The sequence below is a fragment of the Azospirillum lipoferum genome, from assembly GCF_024170005.1.
GTDB lineage: Bacteria > Pseudomonadota > Alphaproteobacteria > Azospirillales > Azospirillaceae > Azospirillum > Azospirillum lipoferum.
The window spans coordinates 12,222-31,367 of the sequence record NZ_JALJXJ010000008.1; the positions used below are offsets into that span (position 1 = coordinate 12,222).

General features: G+C 67.8%; 14 protein-coding genes and 1 tRNA gene. 7 read left to right on the forward strand and 8 right to left on the reverse strand.

All coding sequences use genetic code 11. From position 1 onward, the window contains the following. Positions 1–115: 115 nt before the first annotated feature. On the forward strand, positions 116–1,498 hold the full coding sequence (locus J2848_RS18340; RefSeq protein ID WP_149235576.1) for an aspartate aminotransferase family protein: 1,383 nt from the start codon (positions 116–118) through the stop codon (positions 1,496–1,498). A gap of 28 nt (positions 1,499–1,526) precedes the next feature. Here J2848_RS18340 and J2848_RS18345 read toward each other — a convergent pair whose 3' ends face one another. The 3 genes from J2848_RS18345 to J2848_RS18355 all read right to left on the reverse strand — a co-directional run bounded on the left by J2848_RS18345 (position 1,527) and on the right by J2848_RS18355 (position 5,191). After that, entirely contained in the window at positions 1,527–2,765 is a 1,239-nt protein-coding gene (locus tag J2848_RS18345; RefSeq protein WP_149235575.1) for a class I SAM-dependent methyltransferase, read from the reverse strand. A gap of 113 nt (positions 2,766–2,878) precedes the next feature. Then, positions 2,879–4,036, reverse strand: coding sequence for a GGDEF domain-containing protein (locus J2848_RS18350; protein WP_170307315.1), 1,158 nt, complete (start codon positions 4,034–4,036; stop codon positions 2,879–2,881). A 237-nt stretch (positions 4,037–4,273) separates the two neighbouring features. Next, complete coding sequence (locus J2848_RS18355) at positions 4,274–5,191, reverse strand: AraC family transcriptional regulator (RefSeq protein ID WP_149235573.1); 918 nt, start codon at positions 5,189–5,191, stop codon at positions 4,274–4,276. A 192-nt stretch (positions 5,192–5,383) separates the two neighbouring features. Between J2848_RS18355 and J2848_RS18360 the strand changes: the two genes are divergently transcribed. The 3 genes from J2848_RS18360 (at position 5,384) to J2848_RS18370 (ending at position 7,360) form a co-directional block, all read left to right on the forward strand. After that, positions 5,384–6,034, forward strand: a complete 651-nt coding sequence (locus J2848_RS18360; RefSeq protein ID WP_149235572.1) for a glutathione S-transferase family protein — start codon at positions 5,384–5,386, stop codon at positions 6,032–6,034. Further along, complete coding sequence (locus tag J2848_RS18365) at positions 6,031–6,546, forward strand: GNAT family N-acetyltransferase (RefSeq protein WP_246194524.1); 516 nt, start codon at positions 6,031–6,033, stop codon at positions 6,544–6,546. Before J2848_RS18360 ends, J2848_RS18365 begins: the two co-directional genes overlap by 4 nt. A gap of 106 nt (positions 6,547–6,652) precedes the next feature. Beyond that, on the forward strand, positions 6,653–7,360 hold the full coding sequence (locus tag J2848_RS18370; protein WP_149235570.1) for an alpha/beta fold hydrolase: 708 nt from the start codon (positions 6,653–6,655) through the stop codon (positions 7,358–7,360). 124 nt (positions 7,361–7,484) lie between these two features. Here J2848_RS18370 and gltB read toward each other — a convergent pair whose 3' ends face one another. Next, complete coding sequence (gene gltB / locus J2848_RS18375) at positions 7,485–12,032, reverse strand: glutamate synthase large subunit (RefSeq protein ID WP_149235569.1); 4,548 nt, start codon at positions 12,030–12,032, stop codon at positions 7,485–7,487. 97 nt (positions 12,033–12,129) lie between these two features. Continuing rightward, positions 12,130–13,575 carry an NAD(P)-dependent oxidoreductase gene (locus tag J2848_RS18380; protein WP_149235568.1) on the reverse strand — a complete coding sequence of 482 codons (1,446 nt, stop codon included), beginning with the start codon at positions 13,573–13,575 and terminating at the stop codon, positions 12,130–12,132. Positions 13,576–13,952: 377 nt separating this feature from the next. Here J2848_RS18380 and J2848_RS18385 point away from each other — a divergent pair, with 377 nt between their 5' ends. Beyond that, positions 13,953–14,753 carry an undecaprenyl-diphosphate phosphatase gene (locus J2848_RS18385; RefSeq protein WP_149235567.1) on the forward strand — a complete coding sequence of 267 codons (801 nt, stop codon included), beginning with the start codon at positions 13,953–13,955 and terminating at the stop codon, positions 14,751–14,753. A 3-nt stretch (positions 14,754–14,756) separates the two neighbouring features. Here J2848_RS18385 and J2848_RS18390 read toward each other — a convergent pair whose 3' ends face one another. The 3 genes from J2848_RS18390 to J2848_RS18400 all read right to left on the reverse strand — a co-directional run bounded on the left by J2848_RS18390 (position 14,757) and on the right by J2848_RS18400 (position 17,891). Next, positions 14,757–15,917 carry an MFS transporter gene (locus J2848_RS18390; protein ID WP_253568691.1) on the reverse strand — a complete coding sequence of 387 codons (1,161 nt, stop codon included), beginning with the start codon at positions 15,915–15,917 and terminating at the stop codon, positions 14,757–14,759. A gap of 156 nt (positions 15,918–16,073) precedes the next feature. Then, a complete protein-coding gene (locus tag J2848_RS18395; protein ID WP_149235565.1) occupies positions 16,074–16,901 on the reverse strand; it encodes a sulfite exporter TauE/SafE family protein in 828 nt (275 codons plus the stop codon). 18 nt (positions 16,902–16,919) lie between these two features. Continuing rightward, entirely contained in the window at positions 16,920–17,891 is a 972-nt protein-coding gene (locus J2848_RS18400; protein WP_149235564.1) for a complex I NDUFA9 subunit family protein, read from the reverse strand. Positions 17,892–18,165: 274 nt separating this feature from the next. On the opposite strand from J2848_RS18400, the gene J2848_RS18405 reads away from it, so the two are divergent. Further along, positions 18,166–18,252: transfer RNA gene (locus tag J2848_RS18405), tRNA-Leu, on the forward strand. A gap of 120 nt (positions 18,253–18,372) precedes the next feature. Continuing rightward, positions 18,373–18,999 carry a ribonuclease D gene (locus J2848_RS18410; RefSeq protein WP_149235563.1) on the forward strand — a complete coding sequence of 209 codons (627 nt, stop codon included), beginning with the start codon at positions 18,373–18,375 and terminating at the stop codon, positions 18,997–18,999. Positions 19,000–19,146: the final 147 nt, after the last annotated feature.

Genomic DNA, 19,146 nt, shown 5'->3' on the forward strand with positions numbered 1-19,146 from the left:
CCGAACTATGCGTATGATCGGCGGTACTGTTTAACAAATCGAACACCCCCCGCGGGCCATCACGGCCGCCCGGAGGGGAACGTACCCGACAAGACCGAACAGGAAGACCCTTTCCATGACCGCTCCGGGCAGCACCGCCGGCAACTCCGCCGCCAGCCGCGACAAGGCCTTCGTCCTCCATCCCTATACCAACCTGGACGTCCACGAGACGCAGGGTCCGATGATCATCGAACGCGGCGAAGGCATCCGCGTCTTCGACGACGGCGGCAAGGATTACATCGAGGGCATGGCCAGCCTGTGGTGCGTCTCGCTCGGCTGGGGCGAGGAGCGGCTGGTCCAGGCGGCGACCAGGCAGATGCGGCAGCTGTCCACCTATCACATCTTCGGCCACAAGTCGCACGAGCCCGGCATCGATCTGGCCGAAAAGCTGATCGGGCTGGCGCCGGTGCCGATGTCGAAGGTCTTCTTCGCCAATTCCGGTTCGGAAGCCAACGACACCGCGATCAAGCTGATCTGGTACTACAACAACGCGCTCGGCCGGCCGGAGAAGAAGAAGATCCTGTCGCGCCAGCGCGCCTATCACGGCGTGACGGTGGCGACCGCCAGCCTGACCGGGCTGCCCAACAACCACCGCGACTTCGACCTGCCGATCGCCCGCATCCTCCACGGCGACTGCCCGCACCATTACCGCAATGGGCTTGAGGGCGAGAGCGAGGAGGCCTTCGCCACCCGCCTGGCCGAGCAGCTGGAGGCGCTGATCCTGGCCGAGGGGCCGGACACCATCGCCGCCATGTTCGCCGAACCGGTCATGGGCGCCGGCGGCGTCGTGGTGCCGCCCGCGACCTACTTCGCCAAGATCCAGGCGGTGTTGAAGAAATACGACATCCTGCTGGTCGCCGACGAGGTGATCTGCGGCTTCGGCCGCACCGGCAATTTCTGGGGCAGCCAGACCATGGGCATGCAGCCGGACATCCTGACCTGCGCCAAGCAGCTGTCGTCCGGCTATCTGCCGATCTCCGCCGTCATGGTGACCGACGCGATCTACCGCGCCTGCGTCGAGGAAAGCCGGAAGATCGGCACCTTCGGCCATGGCTACACCTACTCGGCCCATCCGGTGGCGGCGGCGGTGGCGCTGGAAACGCTGAAGATCTACGAGGAGCGCGACATCGTCGGCCATGTCCGCTCGGTCGCCCCGGCCTTCCAGGGCCGCCTGAAGGCGCTGGCCGAGCATCCGCTGGTCGGCGAGGCCCGCGGCATCGGCCTGATCGGCGCGCTGGAACTGGTGGCCGACAAGGCGACCAGGACGCCCTTCGACCCGCCCGGCCGCGCCGGTGCCCTGCTCAACGGTCTGGTCCAGGACAACGGCCTGATCGTCCGCGCCATGGGCGATTCCATCGCGCTGTGCCCGCCGCTGGTGATCTCCGAGGCGGAAATCCACGAGGTCTTCGACCGCCTGACCAAGGCGCTCTATTCCGCAGTGCCGGTCCTGCGGGGGTAAGGGATGGCAGGGGATGGGGCTTTGCGCCCTATCCCCGCCGCAGATGCATCTTGCCCAGGCCGCCCAGCGCGTCGAACAGCTGGCGGAACTGGGTGAGGAACTGGTCCCAGGTCGCCTTCGTCGTCGGCTCGATGGCGGCGTGCAGGGCGCCCAGGCTGGTCTTGCCGTCGACCCGCGACAGGATCGGGCCGGCCAGCCGGGGCAGGGGAAGCGACACCACGCTGCCCATCAGGTCGAACTCCAGACTGCCGCCAGGCGGCACGGCCTTGGCCACGGTCCTGCCGTCGATGTCGCGCAGGACCGGGACCATTTCGGGCCCGTCCGGCCTGATGCGGGCGGCCTCCAGGTCGGCGGGGCGCAGCAGATAGGCGATGTGCTTGGTGAAGGCGCCGGTGATGCGCTCGGTCCAGGCGGCGCGCTCCAGCATGCCGAGCCCGGCCAGCTGCTTCAGGACGCGGGCGTCCTTGACCCAGAGCGACGGTTCGTAGCGCAGCGGATCGATCAACGTCGCGATGGCGAGGCCGGCGCTGTCCGCCAGCTCCGCCAGTTGCGGCACACTGTAGGGACGGTCGCAGCTGTGCAGCAGCAGATCGTAGAGGTTGGCGTCGGCCAGCCGGTGGTCGCTGATGTGCGGGTTGTTCAGCAGCCAGTTGGTGGGCGGCAGGGCCTGGATCAGCCGACGGGCCAGCGCCACCTTCTCGGCCGGCGGCAGCCCCTCGGTCATGCCGCGCAGGGTCTCCTGCATCGGATAGACGCCGGTGCGGCCGTAGGGGGCGTAGACCATGATGCCGATGCCGCCGCCGGGCGCCAGCGCGCCGGCCAGCGAGCGCAGACCGGCCGACGGATCGTCCAGATGGTGCAGCACGCCGCAACAGTCGATGTAGTCGAACGGCCCGGCCTCCGACACCAGCCCGTCCAGTTCCAGCAGCGAGCCGCGGCGGAAGTCGATGTTGGTCAGGCCGCGCGCCTTGGCCCGTGCCTCGGCGATGGCGCGGCTGGCGTCGGACAGGTCGATGTAGGTGATGCGACCGGGATTGCCGGCGTCGGCCATCTGCTGCGCCAGCATGATGGTGCCGTCCCCCGTGCCGCCGCCGGCTACCAGTACCCGCAGCGGTTTGGAATGGTCGATCCGGCCGCCGAAGACATGCTGGACCAGCTCGTCCAGATGGCTGGGCGAGCCGGTGACCAGCCGCCCGGCCTCGTCGGCCGGATTGCGCGCCGGGTAGGGATAGGCTTCGTACTGGGCGCGCAGGTCGTCGATGCTCATGGGGCGGCGATGCTCATAAGGAACGGGCGCGGCGACCATAGCACCGCACCCGTCCCGACTGCACCCATGCGATGGCCGGCGAGTGGCCAACGAGTGGCCGCTGCAACCGGCCGTCAGGCCGGCACGGGTTCCTGCGAGGGGGACGACGCCAGCACGACCCGGTTCCGGCCGGCGCGTTTGGCGGCGTAGAGCGCCGTGTCGGCGGCATGGACGAGGTCCAGCCACGCCTCGTCCGGCCGTTTGACCCGAGCGACGCCGATGCTGGCGCTGACCGGGATGTCGGCTCCCTGATGGTGAAGCTGGATGTCCTGTATGGCTTGTCGAAGCCGCTCCGCGATGGACAGGGCCTCGGACGTCTTCAGCTCCGGCAGGAAAAGCAGGAATTCCTCCCCTCCCAGCCGCGCGAGCAGATCGTCGGGGCGCTTTCCGTCCCTCAGCGTTGCGGCCACGGCGACCAGCACGGCATCCCCGGTGGCATGACCGAACCGGTCGTTGAGCTGCTTGAAGTGGTCGAGGTCGATGTAGAGGACGGTATCCCCGGGATACAGGCGCTTCGGCACCGTCTTTTCCAGAAAGCGGCGGTTCCCGATCCCGGTCAGGCTGTCCAGATCGGCCATCAGGTTCAGCTTGCGCTCCGCCCGGTCGATCGCGACGCTGTAGATCAGGATCGTGATGGCGAAATTGCCCAGGATCTGCACGAAGAACTCGACCGCCAGCCAGGGAACGAAATCCGGAACGAGAAGGATGGTGCCGGCGCCGACGGCGAAGGACAGGCCGCTGCACGCCAGAACCGCTTCCAGCGGCAGGCAGGACGGCAACCCCTCCATCCGCCGGAGCCGGTCGATGATCCGGGCGGCCCAGATCAGGCAGAGTGCCGCATTCAGATGGAAGACGATGGCGCGAAGCTGGTTGTCCTCATGGAACCCGGTGATCCAGGCCGTGATCCAGAACGGGACGGGATAGACGGCCAGCCAGCGCCAGTGGCGCGGTGGACGCCCGGTCCGCAACCGCTCGATCCCGGCCACCAGCAGGCCGTGTCCGTACAGGCCGCAGGTCAAGGTGACCAGCGTCCAGACGGCCTTCGGCAGCAATGCGTATTCGCCCAGTCCCGCCAGAACGCTTCCGCTTCCCAGCAGGGCGAAGGCGGACGCCAGGGTGCCGAAGCCCAGAGCCGTCTTCCGCTGCCGCCGTGCATGCAGGAACACCGCTGCCCCGACCAGGAGAGAGGACTGGTAGAGAAGCAGGACGGTAGGGATATCGAGGGCGATCATAAGTCCGGAAAGTGGAGGAATGGCTTCGCGTTTATACCCCGAACGCCGTCCCGTGTGAATGTGCCCGCGATGGGCGCAGACGATCGCGCGGCCCCGAACGGAAAGCTTCATTTTCCGCCAATGCAGGGAGTTCCAGCGGAAATCCTCTGGTTCCGGTCACCTGGCGGGACGGGAACGGGGCGGCGACCATGGCGCCGCACCCGTCCGGTGATGGCCTTATCGCCGGCTCCGGCTGGTTCAGCCGGCGAGCGGAACGCAGATTTCGGTCAGCCATTCGGCCGGCGGCAATGCCCGCGGGTTGTTGAGATATTCCTCGTAGCAGGGGGCGTCTCCCGGCGCGTGGCCGCTGTTGGGCAGCCACTCGCCGTAGAGCCAGCGGTAGACCGCTCCCAGTTCGGCATAGGGACCCTGGTGCCGGACCACGGCATGACGCCCACCGGGAATGTCGACGACACGGACCGCGCCGTCCTCCACGACACCCAGGTCCAGCATCAGCCCGGCGAAGGAGCGCAACTCCTCCGGCTTCACCGATTCGGGATCGTCGTAATAGATGGCGAAGCTGCGGGTACCCGGGCCGGTCAGCCCCTGCTTGGACGCCCAGGCATAGAGCCGGTCGAAGCTGGTGCCGATGGTCATGTAGGGGCCGGTGTGCGGCAGCCCGACGATGCGGTGGGCGGGAAGATCGCGGATTTCGACCTCGTGCATACTATCCTCCATTCGATGGTTGGTCGGGACCGGAGGATTGAGCCGCCCGCTCTTGCGGTAGGCGGCGGGCGTCACGCCATAGCTCTGCCCGAAGGCGCGGGTGAAGGCTTCGACGCTGCCATAGCCCGCCCGCCGGGCGACGGTCGGAATGGCGATGCCGTCGCGCACCAGATCGCCCGCCGCCCGGTGCAGGCGCAGCCGACGCAGGGTCTCCGCCGCCGTCTCGCCGGTGATTGCCCGGTAGACGCGGTGGAAATGGTAGGGCGAGAAGCAGGCGACCTCCGCCAGCCGGTCGAGGTCGAGCGGCTCGTCCAGATGGGCGGCGATGAACGTCACCACCCGTTCGATCCGGTCGCCGTAATCGAGCCGCGTGCCGGGCTTGGCCGCAACCGCCGAGCATGGCACGGGCCAAGCAGCCGATAGGCCGGCGGAGATGCTGTCGTTGGTCATGGCGTGACGTCCTCCAGTCCCGCCGATGCTAGCCGGCAGCCGCTTGATCGCGCTTGCGGAGTTGGGGCTTTGTGCATTTGCCATGAAACGCACGGCGATGTTCGCGCCCGGAAGGAAACCCACGCTTGTGTCCGGGCGGACGGAGCAGCATCCTCGTTCTCCGCATTTTACGCCCAAAAGGATTTCTCTACGATGTCCGATCTGACCCTGGTGATGGGGAACAAGGCTTATTCGTCCTGGTCGCTGCGTCCGTGGCTGGCGCTGAAGCAGGCCGGGCTGGCCTTCGCCGAAACCGTCATTCCCCTGCGGCAGCCGGATACTGCCGCGCGCATCGCCGAACATTCGCCGTCCGGCCGCGTCCCCTCCCTGATCCATGGCGGGCTGACCGTCTGGGATTCGCTGGCGATCTGCGAGTATGTGGCGGAACTGGCGCCCGACGCCGGTCTGTGGCCGGCGGACCGGGCGGCGCGGGCGGTGGCGCGGGCGGTCTCGGCGGAGATGCATTCCGGCTTCGTCTCCCTGCGCACCACCATGCCGATGAACCTCAAGAGCGACCGCAAGGGTCAGGGCTTGACCGAAACGACCGCCGCCGACATCACCCGGATCGAGGCGCTGTGGGCCGACGCCCGCACCCGCTTTGGCATCCCGGCGGGCGGTCCCTTCCTGTTCGGTGCCTTCACCATCGCCGACGCCATGTTCGCTCCGGTGGTGACGCGGCTGGAAACCTATGGCGCTCCGGTGTCGCCAGAATCGCGCGCCTATATGGACGCCGTGCTGGCCCTGCCGGCGATGCGGGAATGGATCGTTGCCGCGAAGGCGGAACCCTGGGAATTCGAACCGTGAGCGAGCCCGGTTTCACCATCCGCACGGCGGGGCCGGGGGATGCCGGGGCGGTGGACTCGGTGCTGTCGGCCTCCTATCCGGCCCTGATGCCGGCCGGCTATCCGCCGGCGGTGATGGAGCGGGTGCTGCCCATCATCACCCGGTCGAATCCGGCGCTGCTGGATGCCGGCACCTATTATCTGGCGGAGGCCGTGGATGGTACGCCGGTGGGCTCCGGCGGCTGGAGCTTCGACTGGCCGGGCGAGCCGACGCGTCCGCCGCAGCCCGGGCTGGCCCATATCCGGCACTTTGCCACCCATCCCGGCTGGCTGCGCCGCGGCGTCGGGCGGGCATTGCTCGACCGCTGCTTCGCCGATGCCGAGGCGGCGGGCGCATCGCGGATGCTGTGCTACGCCAGCCTAGTGGCGGAGGAGTTCTATGCCTCGGCCGGCTTCGTGGCGATCGGTCGCAATTCAATGGAGTTTCCGCCCGGCAACCGGTTCGACAGCATCGTGATGGAGCGGAGCCTGTAGCGTGCGATCTGCGGCAGAACCGACCAGGAATGCCTGAATTCTACAAGCTCCGCCAAGGGAGCCGCTCCTAAGCTCCGATGCATGGACTTCACAGAGGAGCCTGTGCATGAGCAATCCGCCGATTCCAATGCCCACAATCATCCTCGTTCACGGTGCCTGGGCCGATGGTTCAAGCTGGCAGCGGGTCATCCCGCTCCTGCTCGAAAAGAACATTCCCGTCGTCGCGGTGCAGAACCCGACGAGTTCGCTCGTCGACGACGTGAAGGCCACCAGACAGGCGCTGGCTTCCATCCAGGGACCCGTCGTGCTGGTGGGGCACAGCTGGGGCGGGGCGGTCATCACCGAAGCCGGCAACGATCCCAAGGTCAAGGCGCTGGTCTATGTGGCGGCCTTCGCGCCCAAGGCCGGCGAGACGCTCGGCGAACTGGTGGGGGCGTATCCGCCGCCTCCGGGCCTGGGCAAGATCCAGGACGACGGGGCCGGCAACCTCAAGCTCAGCGTCGAAGGCTGGATCGAGGACGTCGCTTCCGACCTTCCCGAGGCCGAGGCCCGCGTGCTCGCGGTGCTCCAGCCGCCGCTGCCCGCCAGCACCTTCGGCGAGAAAGTCACCCAGGCCGCCTGGGAGAGCCGCCCCAACTGGTACATCGTCTCGGCCGACGACCGTATCGTCAGCGTCGAGCTCGAACGGGAGTTCGCCCGGCGGATGAACGCCAGGACCACGGAGCTGAAGGCAAGCCACCTCTCCCTGCTGTCGCAGCCCGACGCTGTGGCGGCGGTCATCCTGGAGGCTGTCCACAGCGTCATGGCCGGCTGAGCCGGTCACGCATCATCGTTCCGGCCCATTGAAACGGGAAACGGCGCGCCGTCCTGCCGGATGGCGCGCCGTTTTCGTGCGAGCTGTCCGCCCCGCCGTGGAGCGGGGCGGGAGAGGGCAGTCCTTACTCCGCCGGGATGGCGCGCGGCAGGGTCACCGGCACGGCCAGACGGTGCAGCATCTCCTTCGGCACCACCTGCCAGAAGTGGCCGAGTTCACGCTCCCAGTCGTTGAGGATCTCGGCGGCGAAACGGCTCTGCGTCTCGGCGACGTGTTCCTCGATCAGGGCGCGGAGCTGGGCCTCATAATGGGACACCTCGATCCGCTGGTAGATGACGCTCTCCTCGTTGATGAAGAGCGGCAGCGAGTCCTCCGGATCGTACAGATAGGCCATGCCCCCGGTCATGCCGGCGGCGAAGTTGTCGCCGACCTTGCCCAGGATGACCGCGGTGCCGCCCGTCATGTACTCGCAGCCGTTGGAGCCGCAGCCTTCCACCACCACGGTGGCGCCGGAGTTGCGCACCGCGAACCGCTCGCCGGCCTGGCCGGCGGCGAACAGCTTGCCGGCGGTGGCGCCGTACAGCACCGTGTTGCCGATGATGGTGTTCCGGTTCGACTCCAGCGGGCTGCTGGTCGCCGGACGGACGACGATGGTGCCGCCCGACAGGCCCTTGCCGACATAGTCGTTGGCGTCGCCCATCACCTCCAGCTTGATGCCCTGGACCGCGAAGGCGCCCAGCGACTGGCCGGCGGTGCCGCGCAGGCGGACGGTGATGTGGCCGGGCTGGAGCCCGAACATCCCGAACTTCCGCGTCACCATCGAGGACAGCCGCGTGCCTATGGCGCGCTGCGTGTTGCGGGCGTTGTAGGCGAGTTGCATCTTCTCGCCTTCCTCGAACAGCGGGCGGGCGTCGGCGACGATGCGGGCGTCCAGCGTGTCCGGCACCTCGTTGCGGCCCTGGAGCGTGCAATAGCGCGCATTCTCGCCGGGATCGACCTGGGCCAGCAGCGGGTTGAGGTCGAGGTCGTCGAGATGGGCGCCGCCGCGGCTGACCTGATGCAGCAGGTCGGTGCGGCCGATCACCTCGTTCAGCGAGCGGAAGCCCAGCTTGGCGAGGATCTCGCGCACCTCTTCGGCCAGGAAGGTGAAGAGGTTGACGACCTTCTCCGGCGAGCCGACAAACTTCTCGCGCAGCTTCTCGTCCTGGACGCAGACGCCGACCGGGCAGGTGTTGGAATGGCACTGCCGGACCATGATGCAGCCCATGGCGATCAGGCTGGCGGTGCCGATGCCGTACTCCTCGGCACCCAGCATGGCGGCGATGACGATGTCGCGGCCGGTCTTCAGGCCGCCGTCGGTGCGCAGCCGCACGCGGTGGCGCAGCTTGTTCAGCGTCAGGACCTGATGCACCTCCGACAGGCCCATTTCCCAGGGCAGGCCGGCGAACTTGATCGAGGTCTGAGGGCTGGCGCCGGTACCGCCGGAGTTGCCGGAGATCAGGATGATATCGGCGTTGGCCTTGGCGACACCGGCGGCGATGGTGCCGATGCCCGACCGGCTGACCAGCTTCACCGTGACCTTGGCGTCCGGGTTGATCTGCTTCAGGTCATAGATGAGCTGCGCCAGATCCTCGATCGAGTAGATGTCGTGGTGCGGCGGCGGGCTGATCAGCATCACGCCCGGCGTCGAGTGACGCAGCCGCGCGATCATCTCCGTCACCTTGAAGCCGGGCAGCTGGCCGCCCTCGCCGGGCTTGGCGCCCTGGGCGACCTTGATCTCCAGCTCGCGGCACTGGTTCAGGTACTCGGCAGTGACGCCGAAGCGGCCCGACGCCACCTGCTTGATGGCGGAGTTCCAGTTGTCGCCGTTCTTGTCGGGACGGAAGCGCGCCGGATCCTCGCCGCCCTCGCCCGAGTCGGACTTGGCGCCGATGCGGTTCATCGCGACGTTCAGCGTGCCGTGCGCCTCGGGCGACAGCGCGCCCATCGACATGCCCGGCGTGATGAAGCGCTTGCGGATGGAGGTGATGCTCTCGACCTCGTCCACCGGGACGGCGGCCTTGGTGGTGCGGAACTCCAGCAGGTCGCGCAGCTGCATCGGCGGCCGCTTGTTCACCTGCTCCGAATATTTCTTGAAGGTGGTGTAGCTGTCGTTGGTGACGGCCTGCTGCAGGGTGTGGATGATCCCACCCTCCCAGCCATGGCGGTCGCCCGATTTGCGGAAGCGGTAGAAGCCGCCGACCGGCAGCGGCAGCGCCTCGCCGGCATAGGCCAGCGCATGCTGCTCCAGAACCTTCTTCTGGATGCCGTTCAGGCCGATGCCGGAGATGCGGCTGACCATCGCCGGGAAATGCTCGGCGACCAGGGCGCGGCTCAGGCCGATGGCCTCGAAGTTGCCGCCGCCGCGGTAGCTGCTGATGACCGAGATGCCCATCTTGGACATGATCTTCAGCAGGCCGTCGTCGATGGCCTTCTTGTAGTTCGTCATCGCCTTTTCCAGCGACAGCGAGCCGAGCAGACCGCGGCGCTGGCGCTCGGCCACCGCTTCCTGCGCCAGATAGGCGTTGACGGTGGTGGCGCCGACGCCGATCAGCACTGCGAAGTAATGGGTGTCCAGGCACTCCGCCGTGCGCAGGTTCAGCGAAGTGAAGGTGCGCAGGTTGGAACGGATCAGGTGGGTGTGGACCGCACCGGTCGCCAGGATGGCCGGGATGGCGGCGCGGTCCGGACCCATCGCCTCGTCGGTCAGGATGACGTGGTTGGCACCGCCGCGCACGGCGTCCTCCGCCTCCTGGCGGATGCGGCGCAGGGCGTCGCGGAGCGCGTCGGGGCCGCCCTCCACCGGGAAGGTCGCGTCGATCTCCGCCGCCGTCTCGCCCATATAGGCGCGCATGGCGCGGAATTCGGCGGTGGTCAGCACCGGGCTGTCGAGTTGCAGCAACCGGGTCTGGCTCTCATCCTCGTCCAGGATGTTGCCGAGGTTGCCCAGCCGCGTCTTCAGGCTCATCACCCGGCGCTCGCGCAAGCTGTCGATGGGCGGATTGGTGACCTGGGAGAAGTTCTGGCGGAAGAAATGGTGCAGGCCGCGGTACTTGTCCGACAGCACGGCGATCGGGCTGTCGTCGCCCATCGAGCCGACGGCCTCCTTGCCGTCCTCCGCCATCGGGTGGAGGATCAGCTCCATGTCTTCCATGGCGAGGCCGAAGGCCATCTGGCGACGGCGCAGCTCCTCCTTCTCCATCTCCGACGGCTCGCCCTTCAGCGAGGCGGACTTGACCAGCTCGTCCAGATGCGTGGTGTTCCTGACCCACTGGCCCCAGGGCTTCTGGGCGGCCAGATGGTCCTTCAGCTCACGGTCGTTGAACAGCTTGCCGGCCTGGAGATCGACGGCGATCATCTCGCCCGGGCCGAGGCGGCCCTTCTCGACCACCTGGTTCTCCTCGATCTTGACCATGCCGGTCTCGGAGCCGCCGATGATCAGGCCGTCGGTGGTGATGGTGTAGCGCATCGGGCGCAGGCCGTTGCGGTCCATGCCGCCGACGACCCAGCGGCCATCGGTCATGGCGAGCGCGGCCGGGCCGTCCCACGGCTCCATGACGGAGTTGCAGTAGGCGATCAGCGCCTTGTGGTTGTCCGGCGTGGTCTGCGAGCTGGTCAGCGCCTGCGGCACCAGCATCATCTTGACCATCGGCGCACTGCGGCCGGCGCGGACCATCACCTCGAACACGCTGTCGAGCGCGCCCGAGTCCGACAGGCCGACGCCGATCACCGGCTTCAGGTCGCCCATGTTGGCGCCGAACACCGGATGCTCCATCCGCGTCTCGTGCGCCTTCATCCAGTTGACGTTGCCCTTCAGCGTGTTGATCTCGCCGTTGTGGGCGAGCATGCGGAAGGGCTGGGCCAGCGGCCAGGTCGGGAAGGTGTTGGTCGAATAGCGCTGGTGGTAGATGGCGAAGGACGACTCGAAGCGGTCGTCGGTCAGGTCCGGATAGAAGGTGGACAGCTGTTCGGCGAGGAACATGCCCTTGTAGATGATCGAGCGCGCCGACAGCGAGCAGATGTAGAAGTCGTTGATGCGCTCGTTCTGCACCGCCTTCTCGATCCGGCGGCGGATGATGTAGAGGTCGAGTTCGAACTGCTCGTCCGACACGCCCTTGGAATTGCCGATGATGATCTGTTCGATCTCGGGCCGGGTGGCGTTGGCCTTCTCGCCGATGATGTCGACGTTGATCGGCACCTGGCGCCAGCCATAGATGTAGTAGCCGAAGGCCAGGATCTCGGTTTCGACGATGCAGCGGCAGGCTTCCTGGGCGTCCAGGCTGATGCGCGGCAGGAAGACCTGACCGACCGCCAGATTGTTCTCCGGCGGCAGGTGGCCGATGATCTTGACGTGGTCCTTGAAGAACTTCTGCGGCACCTGGACATGGATGCCGGCGCCGTCGCCGGTTTTGCCGTCGGCGTCGACCGCGCCACGGTGCCAGACCGCCTTCAGGGCTTCGATGCCTTTTTCGACCACCGAGCGGCGGGGCTTGCCGTCGATCGCGGCGATGAAGCCGACGCCGCAGGCGTCGTGCTCGTCGGCCGGATTGTAGGCGTGGGCAGTGGTCAGCGCCGCGGCGTTGGCGCGGAAATCGGCGACGAACTGCTCACCCTGGTTCAATTCGGTGGTCATGGAACGACCCTTTCACAGTCTGGACGTTGACCTGGGGGGCCGAAGGGAAGGCCCCCTGGGGTAGACGGTGTTTTGATAGCGGAAAGGAAGGAGCGCCTTACTCGGCGGCGACCGCCAGCTTGGCCCCGACGGTCTGGGCGTAGGCGTGCATCGCCTCTGCGGCGTCCCGGCCGTCGCGGATGGCCCACACCACCAGCGAGGCGCCGCGGACGATGTCGCCGGCGGCGAAGACGCCGTCCAGGCTGGTCATCTTGGTGCGGTGGTCGACCAGCAGCGTGCCCCAGCGAGTGACGGTCAGGTCGGGCGAGCCGAACATGCCCGGCAGATCCTCCGGCTCGAAGCCGAGAGCCTTGATGACGAGGTCGGCCGGCTCGGTGAAGTCGGAGCCCTCGATCACCTGCGGGGTCTGGCGGCCGGTGGCGTCGGCGACACCCAGATGGATGCGCACGGCGCGCACGCCGGTCACCACGTCGTCGCCGGTGAAGGCTTCCGGAGCGGCCTGCCAGACGAACTCGACGCCCTCCTCCTCGGCATGCGCCACTTCGCGCTGCGAGCCCGGCATGTTCTTGCGGTCGCGGCGGTACAGGCACTTGACCGAGGTAGCACCCTGGCGGATCGCCGTGCGCACGCAGTCCATCGCGGTATCGCCGCCGCCGAGCACCACCACCTTCTTGCCGGCGGCGTTCAGCGAGCCGTCGTCATAGGCCTCGACCTGATCGCCCAGCCCGACCTTGTTGGAGGTGGTCAGGTATTCCAGCGCCGGGACGATGTTCTTCAGCCCCGAGCCGGGGGCCTTGATGTCGCGGGCCTTGTAGACGCCGGTGGCGATCAGGATGGTGACGTGGCGCTCGCGCAGCTCGGCCAGGGTGGCGTCGCGGCCGACCTCGAAATTGGAATGGAAGATGACGCCGGCATCGGCCAGACGCTGGACGCGGCGGGCGACGACGTCCTTCTCCAGCTTGAAGCCGGGGATGCCGTAGACCAGCAGGCCGCCCATGCGGTCGTAGCGGTCATAGACATGGACCTCGTAGCCCTTGGCGCGCAGCTCCTCGGCGGCGGCGAGGCCAGCCGGGCCGGCGCCGATCACGCCGGCCGACAGGCCCAGCTCGCGGGCCGGCTTGCGCGGCTTGACCCAGCCGTTTTCCCAGGCGGTGTCGTTGATGTACTTCTCGACCGAGCCGATGGTGACGGCGCCGTGGGTCGACTGCTCGATGACGCAGTTGCCCTCGCACAGCCGGTCCTGCGGGCAGATGCGGCCGCAGATTTCCGGGAAGTTGTTGGTGGCCTGGGAGACCTCGTAAGCCTCCTCCAGACGCCCCTCGGCGGTCAGCTTCAGCCAGTCCGGGATGTTGTTGGAGACCGGGCAGTGCACCTGGCAGAAGGGAACGCCGCACTGCGAGCAGCGGTTGGCCTGCTCGCCGGCGCGCTCGTCGCTGAAGCGGGCGTAGATTTCCGCGAAGTCCTGGCGGCGGTCGGCGGCAGACCGCTTGTCGGGCATCTTCTGCGCGGTGTGCACGAAGCCCAACATTTTCTGGTTCGCCATGACCTCTGCTCCTTCGCTTCGCGGCCCCACCGTCTACCCGGGGGACGTCGCCTGACCGGCGGCTGCGGCTCTGGCCTACACCGACCGGCTGGGTTGAAATCGAACGTCCGCGAAGTGGCGGACGCTCGTCATATAACGCATGCGCACACTCCGCGGAAGCACAAAAGCACCGATAGGTCCTGTTTGTTGACCTTTTCCCCCGCAAGGCTGAAATGCGTGAGCGTGACGGCAGGGTATCGCAAAAACACGACAGAAAATTAGTCCCATATCGGGACTATCGCCCGAATAGGGGTACCGACCCCACGCCATCGCCAAGCATGGTCCCATCCTGTTATAAGCGCTGCAACATCCAACCGTGCCGAAGGCTGCGTGCCGCGATGATGATCGATCAATATCTGGACGCTACCCTCCTGGGGTTGATTGAGGGGCTGACCGAGTTCCTGCCGGTCTCCTCCACCGGCCACCTGATCATGCTGGACGAGCTGCTCGGCTTCGAGGGTCCGCCCGGCAAGGTGTTCGAGGTGGTGATCCAGCTTGGCGCCATCCTGGCGATCTGCGTCGTCTATTTCCAGCGGCTGTGGCACGTCGCCACGGGACTGAAGGACGATCCCGGCGCCCGGCGCTTCGTGATGGCGGTGCTGATCGCCTTCCTGCCGGCGATGGTGCTGGGCGCCGGCCTGCACGGCATCATCAAGTCGGTGCTGTTCAACCCGACCGTCGTCAGCATCGCGCTGATCCTGGGCGGCGTCGCCATCTTGCTGGTGGAACGGCTGATCCCGGTCGCCCGCTATCACAAGATCGAGAATTTCTCCGCCCCTCTGGCGCTGAAGATCGGCTTCTGCCAGTGCCTGGCCCTGGTTCCCGGCGTGTCGCGGTCGGGCGCCAGCATCCTGGGCGCGCTGCTGATGGGCGTCGACCGCAAGGCGGCGGCCGAATTCTCCTTCTTCCTGGCGGTGCCGACCATGGCCGGCGCCACCGCCTACGACCTCTACAAGAACTGGTCGGTGATGAGCCTGGACAGCGGCCTGCTGATCCTGGTCGGCTTCGTCACCGCCTTCATCGCCGCCGCCCTGGTGGTGAAGACGCTGGTCGACTTCGTCGGCCGCTACGGCTTCACCCCCTTCGGATGGTACCGCATCGCCGTCGGCACCGGCATGCTGGCGTTCCTCTATCTCTAACCCTCAAACCGCCTGCCGCGGCACCGCACGGGCCGCGGCGGCGGCCATGCCCAGCGCCAGCAACGCGATCATCGCGAAGGCGGTGGCGAGGCTGGTGGCTTCGGCGATGAAGCCGACCAGCGGCGGACCGGCCAGCACGCCGGCATAGCCCATGGTGGACACCGCGGCGACCGCATGGTCGGGATGGCCGCTGTCCACCGCCCCCGCCGTGCTGAACAGCACCGGGACGATGTTCGACAGGCCGATCCCGGTCAGCCCGAATCCGACCATCGCCAGCACCGGCACTCCTCCCGCGACGATTCCCCCGGCCAACACCAATCCCAGCCCGGCCGTGGCCAGCAGCCCGCCGGCGCGCATCAGCGTCGCCCCGCCGAAGCGGTGGCGCAGCCGGTCGCCGCTGAACCGCCCGATCGCCATGGCGGCGCTGAACACGCCGAAGCCCATGCCAGCGATGGAAGCTGGCGCGCCCAGGTCGTCGCGCAGATGGATGGCGCTCCAGTCCAGGATGGCGCCCTCGCCCATGAAGGCCATGGCGGCGAGCAGGCCGAGCAGCAGGGTCTTGCGGTCGGGCAGCACCAGCCCGCCGCCACCGGCGTTGCGGTCGGGCAGGAGGCGTCCCTGCATGACCAGGAACAGCACCAGCAGCCCCGCCGACACCAGCCCGGCCTGCGCCGCCGCCGGCATCAGCGGCAGCAGAAGCCCGCCCAGGCCTGCCCCGGCCAGCCCGCCGAGGCTCCACATCCCGTGCAGCGACGACATGATCGGCCGGCCGATCCGCCGCTCCACCAGGGCGCCCTGGGCGTTCATCGCGACGTCCATGGTGCCGCCCGACGCGCCGAACAGCGCCAGCACGATGCACAGCGTCACCACGTCCGGCACCAGCGCCGGCAGCGGCAGCAGGCCGGCGAACAGCAGGGCGGTCACCCGGATCACCGGGGCGCTGCCCAGCCGTCCCAGCAGCGGCCCGCTGGCGATCATCGCCGTCAGGGCGCCGACGGCAAGGCAGAGCAGAGCCGCCCCCAGCACCGCCGGGCTGAGGTCGAGCCGGTTCTTCAGCAGCGGAATCTGCGTCGCCCACACGCCGAAGACGGTGCCGTTCAGGAAGAAGGCGGCGACGGTGGCCCAGCGCGCGGCCGATGCCTGCTCCACCACCCGGTCCGGCATTCCCCGGATATCCTCTGCTCCCGTCATCACCGTTCCCGCCATGGTTGAACCGCCCACATGACGGCGGCAGCGGCGGAATTCAAGCGGCGACGGGGCAGGCGTGCCATGTCCGGCGGAGCCGGGAACTTTTTAATGCCCGTCGAGGCAGGGAACTTCTCAATGCCGCCACATCCGGACGGCCGACAGCAGCAGGATCGCCGCCAGCACCGGCAGCAGCACCCGGTCCGGCACCATGCCCAGCAGCAGCCCGCCAATGAGGGCGCCGGCCAGCGACCCAGCCGCCATCAGCAGGACGAAACCGCGCTGCCGCAACAGCAGCGCCAGACTGCGGTCGCGGGCGTAGCGGGAAAAGCCGGCAATCATGGTCGGCAGGCTGATCGCCAGCGACAGGCTGCCCGCCAGCTTGACATCGACCCCGAACAGCAGAACCAGCGTGGGGATCAGCAGCTCGCCGCCGGCCACCCCCAGCAGCGAGGCGACGGCTCCGATGGCGAAGCCGGCGACACAGCCGGCGACGACCAGCGCCGGCCCGTCCAGCAGCGGCCCCGCTCCTCCGGCTATGCCATGTCCAAACATCAGCACGGCGGCGATCAGCACCAGCAGCACGGCCATGACCCGTTGCAGGCGGGCGGCGTCCATCCGCATCGCCCAGCCGGCGCCGATCCAGGCGCCCAGCAGGCTGCCGGCCAGCAGGTTGGCGATCACCCCGCCATTGGCGGCGACAAGGCCGAGCGGCACCGAACCGGCGCGCAACGGCAGGGCGGCGGCAACGACCACGAGGCTCATCGCCTTGTTCAGAATGACGGCGTCGAGCGCGCCGAAGCGGAAGGCGCCGATCAGCAGCGGCAAGCGGAACTCGGCGCCGCCCAACCCGATCAGCCCGCCCAGCGTGCCGATGACGGCGCCGCAGGCGAAGGCGGCGAGCGCCCACAGTTTGGACAAAACAGAAGCCCCGGCGCGGGGGCCGGGGCTTTCGGGAGTCATCGGACCTGTTCCGCCCGCTCAGTGGGCGTTGTTGGTCAGGCCGCTGTACTTGCCGCCGACGATGAAGCGCGACAGGTAGGTCGGCAGGATCACCTCGCAGGTCGCCAGCTCGGTGATGCCCAGATCCTTGAAGCCCAGCGCGGTCGGGGAAACCACGTTGTCCTGCTTCAGCAGGGCCACCTGATCGCGGGTCAGCGCCGGGGCCAGCACCGGCACCTTCTCCAGGATGCCGGCCAGCGACTCGGCGGCGTTCCAGGGGATGGTCACCAGCGGACGGTGACGCTGGATGTCCTTCTGGGTCAGGTCCAGCAGTTCGCGGAAGGTGTAGACGCGCGGGCCGCCCAGCTCATAGGTCTTGCCGCGGCTGGCGTCACTGTCCAGCGCCGCCACGACGGCGTCGGCCAGATCGCCGACATAGACCGGCTGGAACAGGGTCTTGCCGCCGCCGATCAGCGGCAGGACCGGAGCCTTCTGCGCCATCGCGGCGAACTTGTTGAAGAAATTGTCCTCCGGCCCGAAGACGATGCTGGGGCGCAGGATCGTCGCCGCCGGGAAGGCCGACAGCACCGCCTGCTCACCGGCCGCCTTGGAGCGGGCATAGACCGACGGCGAGGAGGCGTCGGCGCCGATGGCGGAGACATGGACCAGCCGGTTGACGCCGTTGGCGGCGGCCAGCCGGGCGATGCGGGAGGCGGCATCGACATGCACGCCCTGGAAGCTCTGGCTCCCGCGTTCGTACAGCACGCCCAGCAGGTTGATGGCGATGTCCGCCCCCTGGAGCGCACGGCCGACCGACAGGTCGTTGGTGCAGTCGGTGGCGAACGGCACGATCTGGCCGACGGCGCCGGCCGTCTTCAGGAAACCGGCCTTGCCCGGGTTGCGGGTGGCGATGCGGATGAGGGCGCCCGACTTGGCGAGGCGCCGGATCAGGTGGCGGCCGATGAAGCCCGAACCGCCGAACACCGTGATAACCTGAGTGCGATAGGACATCGACCGTCTCCCGTGTCGTTGCGCGCCGGAACTGGGGTCTTCGCGCTTCTGCGCGCCCCCGCGCGTCGTCCGACTGTGTGTCGCCTGGATGACTGCTGGAACTGCGGGCATGCTTATAGCGAATGGACCGCCGCCAAGCTAGGGACTGCATTGCCGCGCCTGCTGGCGGTGGGGCGAAAACCCGCGATGCGACAAAAAAATGAAGGGGTCGGAAAAAAGCTGTTGACGCCCCTCGGCCGGATCATTAAACAACCGCCCACACACCGAGCACCGAGCCCAGGTGGCGGAATTGGTAGACGCGCAGGTTTCAGGTACCTGTGGCAGAAATGTCGTGGAAGTTCGAGTCTTCTCCTGGGCACCATTTCTTTCTACCCGGCTGCGCCGCATGCACAGCTCCTTCGATTAGGAAGGGGATCGTGCAGAGCGGCGTTCGTCGTTTCTAGGGTCCATGGCCGGGGGCCTGACCACCCGGGAAGCGACCATGCCCATCGACCTTCATGACGGCGACCTCCCCGACGGCCTCGATCTCGCCGCCGGCGCCCGCGACAACTGCGTCGCCATCGACACCGAGACCATGGGGCTGAACCCCCACCGCGACCGCCTCTGCCTGGTGCAGCTGTCGGCCGGCGACGGTGCGATCCATCTGGTGCAGTTCCGCCCCGGCCAGTACGAGGCGCCGAACCTGAAGCGTCTGCTGACCGATCCCGGCGTGACCAAGCTGTTCCATTTCGCCCGCTTCGACGTGGCCGTGATGAAGGCCTATCTGGGCGTCAGCTGCCAGCCGGTCTATTGCACCAAGGTGGCCTCCAAGCTGGTCCGCACCTTCACCGACCGCCATGGCCTGAAGGATCTGTGCAAGGACCTGCTGGGCGTCGAGATCTCCAAGCAGCAGCAATCCTCCGACTGGGGCGCGCCTGAACTGTCCACCGACCAGATGAAGTACGCCGCGTCCGACGTGCTGCATCTGCATGACCTGAAGGCGAAGCTGGACGTCATGCTGGCGCGCGAGGGCCGCACCCATCTGGCCCAGGCCTGCTTCGACTTCCTGCCCGCCCGCGGCGAGCTGGATCTCGGCGGCTGGGAAACCCCGGACATTTTGGCGCACTGACAGCGGACGCCTCCGGGGCGCTTATTGACGGGGTGAAACCCCTCTCCCCGCTCTCAGCGGACCAAAGGTCCGCCTGTCGCGACAGCGCAAACTTCGTTTGCGCGAAAGCGGGGGAGAGGGAGCCCACCGGTCGTTGATTTGACCCGG